This window comes from Corynebacterium sp. (assembly GCF_012838985.1).
In the GTDB taxonomy this organism is placed as follows: domain Bacteria; phylum Actinomycetota; class Actinomycetes; order Mycobacteriales; family Mycobacteriaceae; genus Corynebacterium.
In genome coordinates this window covers 1-4,186 of record NZ_DUOE01000167.1, presented here as the reverse complement: position 1 = coordinate 4,186, position 4,186 = coordinate 1, and the positions used below count along the sequence as shown (strand labels likewise).

The window sequence follows — 4,186 nt, the reverse complement described above, 5'->3', positions numbered from 1 at the left end:
GCCCGGTGGATCAGTTCCTCTCCGACGAGTACGCGATGGACAACCTCATCGGCACCTACCCCAAGCCGTACATCGCGGTGTGGGACGGCATCGTCATGGGCGGTGGCCTGGGCGTGTCCTCCCACGGCTCGCACCGGGTGACCACCCGACGGGCGTGGGCCTCGATGCCGGAACTGGCCATCGGCTACATCACCGACGTCGGCATCTCCTGGGCCTCGCAGCGCTGGCCGGGCTCCTCCCCGGCGGTCGGCGCGTTCATCGGACTGACCGGCTACCGCCTCAACGAGGAGGACATGCTCCACGTCGGCCTGGCCACCCACATGGTGGAGGACGCCTCCCAGTTCGTCCTCGACGTCATCGGCCTGGGCATCGACGCCGCCCTCGCGGAGCACGCCATCGAGCCGCAGGAGAAGTCCCGTCTCGCGGGGTGGCGCGAGGACATCGAGGCCACCTTCGGCGCCGGCTCCTGGGCGGACATCGACGCCGCCCTCGAGGCCCACCCGAACCGGGACTTCGTCGGCACCGTGCGGGAGCTCATGGCCCACGCGTCCCCGTCGGCGGCCGTCGCCACCGCGGAGCTGTTCCGGGCCAACCGCGACGCCCCGACCCTGCGTGACGGACTCGACAACGAGGAACGCCTCGGTGAACTGCTCCGCCGCCAGCCGGACTTCGTGGAGGGGGTCCGGGCGGTGCTCGTGGACAAGACACAGGACGCACAGTGGAGCCCGGCACATGACGCGGAGGTGTACCGGGCCGTGCTGGAGTGAGGGTCTGGGGCTGGTACCTGGGCATCGCCGCGGTCCTCGCGGCGTGCTGGTTCTGGCTGTGGACGAACTTCCACCTGGTGCCGGATCCCATGCCCATCCACTTCACGCTGGACGGTCAGCCGGACGCCTGGGCCACGAAATCACTGCCCAGCGCCCTGAGCCTCACCGGGTTGCCTACGCTCATGCTCGGGATCGTCGGGGCGGCGGCCGTCGGCCTCACCTCCGTCTCCGCCCGGGAGGCGGGGGAGCGGCAGAAGATGATCTCCACCGGCTTCGGCCCGGTACTGTCGCGCTGGATGTTCTGGATCTCCACGATCATCGTCGTCTCCTTCACAGCCTCCCTGCTGGGCCACTACGGGCCGCTGAACGACCTGCTGATGGTCAGCGGCCTCATCCTCAGCACAGTGTTCTTCGGGCTGCGGATCAGGACGCTGTACCGACGCGTCAGCGCCGTCTACCCGCCCGGGGAGAAGGAACAGCACATGCGGTACGGCTTCTACTGGAACCGGGACGACCCCGACACGGTGGTCAGCCTCGAGAACGGCATGTCCACCACCCTCAACTTCGCACGCCCCGGGGCGTGGGGCATCCTCGCGCTGCTGCTCGCCCTGCCGACGCTCGCGATCATCCTGGGTCTGCTGGCAGGGTGACGCCCCGGCGCTGCGCGTAGGCCTCCCGGGCCCTGCGCTTGTCGACGCCCTCCGGCACCCCCGCCCCCAGCACCATCTCCACGGCGCGCCGGGTCCGGGGGTCCTCCGGCCCCGGGAGGGTGAGGTGCGGGGCGTCGAGAAGCACGACGGCGTCCGTCTCCGGGGTGAGGGGGACGACGGCGTGGGTCCATACGTCAAGGACCGGCTTGGCCACGTCGATCAGCGCCGTGTCGCGGGGCAGGCGGGGACGGACCAGGTCGATGATGCCGTGGTCCAGGCCGAAACGACGCAGGTTGGCGGCGGGGGAGGGCGGCAGGTGCGGATCCGCCCAGGCCCACGTCCACGTGCCCGCGGTGACGGTCGCGATGATGAGCGCCCGGGCCTCGTGCCCGTCGATCCGGGCCCGCCCGGCGGGGATATCCAACCGGATGTCCGGGTCCGGATGGAGCCCGTGCAGCAGCAGCTGATGCTCCCCGGACAGGTGGAGGGCGTCCGCCCGCACCTCCCGCAGGCTCAGACCCCCGGACACGTCCACGGGGCGGTCCCCCTCGAAGGTCACGGTCGTGCCGTCCGAGAAACCGAAGGAATCCTCCGTGGTGCGGACGCCGAGGCCACGGGCGGCGGCGAAGGAGAGGAGGGCACGGCGGGCGTCGAGAAGCGGGGACAGCTGCGCCAGCCCCAGGGTGAGTGCCGTGGGGACCGGACCGGGCGCGGTGCGGACGTCGACGGCGACGGCACGCATCCCGTCCGGGAACGGCGCGAGTAGGACCGGCACGTTGCCGTGCAGCGTGCGGGCGGCGCGGAGCAGATCATCGTCCGCCGGCTGCGGGCCGTGGAGCTCCGGGATCTCCAGGTCGTGCTCCCCGCTCCACGTCCACTCACCGTCGATGATGCGGGCCACCTCACGGGCCGGGAAGTCCCTGGCCCCCGCGCGGGAGTGGATGCGCACGGTGTCGGTGGTGAACTCCACCCCCGTGACCCTGCCCTGCATGACGGACCAGGTGGCGTCGACATCGGCCTGCACAAGAGCACCGTCGGCGATGAGTTCATCCAGGGACGTGGGGGCGGGGAGATTCATGGATCCCAGACTAGTGAACACCCGGAGGTTGGCTGTGGGGACGTCCGTGGGTGATCATGGTCCAATGCACCGCATCCTCCGTACCCTCCGGTCGACCGCGCTCCTCGCCGCGACCACGCTGCTCCTCACCGCCGTGCCCGTCCATGCCCAGCCCCATGACCACGGCATGGACCCCGACGTGGTCCGTAACCCCGGTGACACCCCGAACCGCCCGGACTACCACGGCCCGGAGATCAGCTCCTGGCTGCCGGACGGGATCCAGAGGCTGTCCTCGGACCCGACGGTCTACGAGGGTTTCATCCAGGACTTCCGCCCGCAGACCGTCAACCCCATGTTCCCGGACGGCCGTGAGCACCTGCCGCAGGCAGAGATCGACATGGACCCGCAGATCCTCGCCCGACTGCGGGCGTACGCCCGTGTCGACGGCGACCGCATCCGCCAGATCAACGCCTGGTCACCGTCCATGGGACGCACGATCCCGCTCATCTGGATCGTGCCGGAGGACCTCTCCGAGCCGCGGCCCGTCGCCTACTTCCTCGGCGGGGGTGACGGAGGGCAGGGGCGCGACAACTGGATCACCAAGAGTGACATCGTCGACTTCTACTCCCAGCGCAACATCCACGTCATCATGCCGATGCTCGGCGCATACTCCATGTACACCGACTGGCTGGAGGAGAACCCCGACCAGGGCGGGAAGCAGATGTGGGAGACCTTCCTCACCCACGAACTGCCCGGGCCGCTCGAGGAGGCACTCGGGGCCGACGGGAAGCGCAGCCTCGTCGGCATGTCCATGTCCGGCACGACCGCCCTGCTGTACGCCACCCACCAGCCGGGTTTCTACGACTCCGTCGCCGCCCTCTCCGGCTGCGGTGACACGAACTCGTGGATCGGGCGGCGCATCACGTCGTCGATCATCGAGAAGGGCAACGGCACCCCCGAGATGATGTGGGGCGCCCCCAACAGCGACTACTCGCGCTACCAGGACGCCACCATCAACGCCGACCGGCTCCGCGACCAGCCCAACATGTACGTCTACAACGCCACCGGGCTGCTGAGCGACGTCGACTTCGAGGGACCCAACGCCCCCGAGGCGGAGTGGCAGCTCAAGGACCGGCTCAGCATGGGACTGGTCATCGAGGCCGGCACCAACCTGTGCACCCACCGCCTCAAGGCCGCCACCGACGCCGCCGGCATCGACACGATCCACTACGACTTCCACACCACCGGCACCCACTCCTGGGACGCCTGGTGGAACGCCGTCCTCGAGTTCTGGCCGCTCCAGGCCCGCGGCTTCGGCATCGCCACCGACCCCGCTGACCCCGTCGCCCCCGAGGCCGGACGCTTCCCGGACATCTGGGGTTCCGCCGCCCGCACCTACGGCAGCGCCACCGCCCCGGCGCTGTCCTCTCTTATCGACGACCCCGTGCTCTCCACCCGTTCCTCCCTCACCGGGAGCAGCGCAGAGGCGGAGACCGAGTAGAAGGCGGGCCGACGTCGGAAAGCAGAAGGGCCCCGGCCACCGCGAACGGTGACCGGGGCCCTTGAGCCTGTCAGGGGCAGGGCTTACTTGATGCCCTGGCGCTCCTTGAACTCACGACGCTTGGCGTGCAGGATCGGCTCGGTGTAGCCGGACGGGGACTCGGTGCCCTTGAAGATGAGGTCCTTGGCGGACTGGAAACCGATGGAGTGCT

The 4,186-nt window shown here is 69.9% G+C and carries 4 protein-coding genes; 3 read left to right on the top strand and 1 reads right to left on the bottom strand.

The window, feature by feature from the left end; all coding sequences use genetic code 11:
• Both GXZ33_RS09670 and GXZ33_RS09665 read left to right on the top strand, forming a co-directional pair.
• On the top strand, positions 1 to 767 hold a 767-nt coding region (locus tag GXZ33_RS09670), incomplete at its 5' end, for an enoyl-CoA hydratase/isomerase family protein (protein WP_291340827.1).
• Positions 764 to 1,417, top strand: a complete 654-nt coding sequence (locus GXZ33_RS09665) for a DUF1648 domain-containing protein (protein ID WP_291340826.1) — start codon at positions 764 to 766, stop codon at positions 1,415 to 1,417. The genes GXZ33_RS09670 and GXZ33_RS09665, both read left to right, overlap by 4 nt.
• Here the strand turns inward: GXZ33_RS09665 and GXZ33_RS09660 are convergent.
• Positions 1,392 to 2,495: a DUF6882 domain-containing protein gene (locus GXZ33_RS09660; RefSeq protein WP_291340825.1), complete on the bottom strand. Its 1,104-nt coding sequence runs from the start codon at positions 2,493 to 2,495 to the stop codon at positions 1,392 to 1,394. The genes GXZ33_RS09665 and GXZ33_RS09660 overlap by 26 nt on opposite strands.
• Positions 2,496 to 2,559: 64 nt before the next feature.
• Here GXZ33_RS09660 and GXZ33_RS09655 point away from each other — a divergent pair, with 64 nt between their 5' ends.
• Positions 2,560 to 3,975: an alpha/beta hydrolase family protein gene (locus tag GXZ33_RS09655; RefSeq protein ID WP_291340824.1), complete on the top strand. Its 1,416-nt coding sequence runs from the start codon at positions 2,560 to 2,562 to the stop codon at positions 3,973 to 3,975.
• Positions 3,976 to 4,186 lie beyond the last annotated feature (211 nt).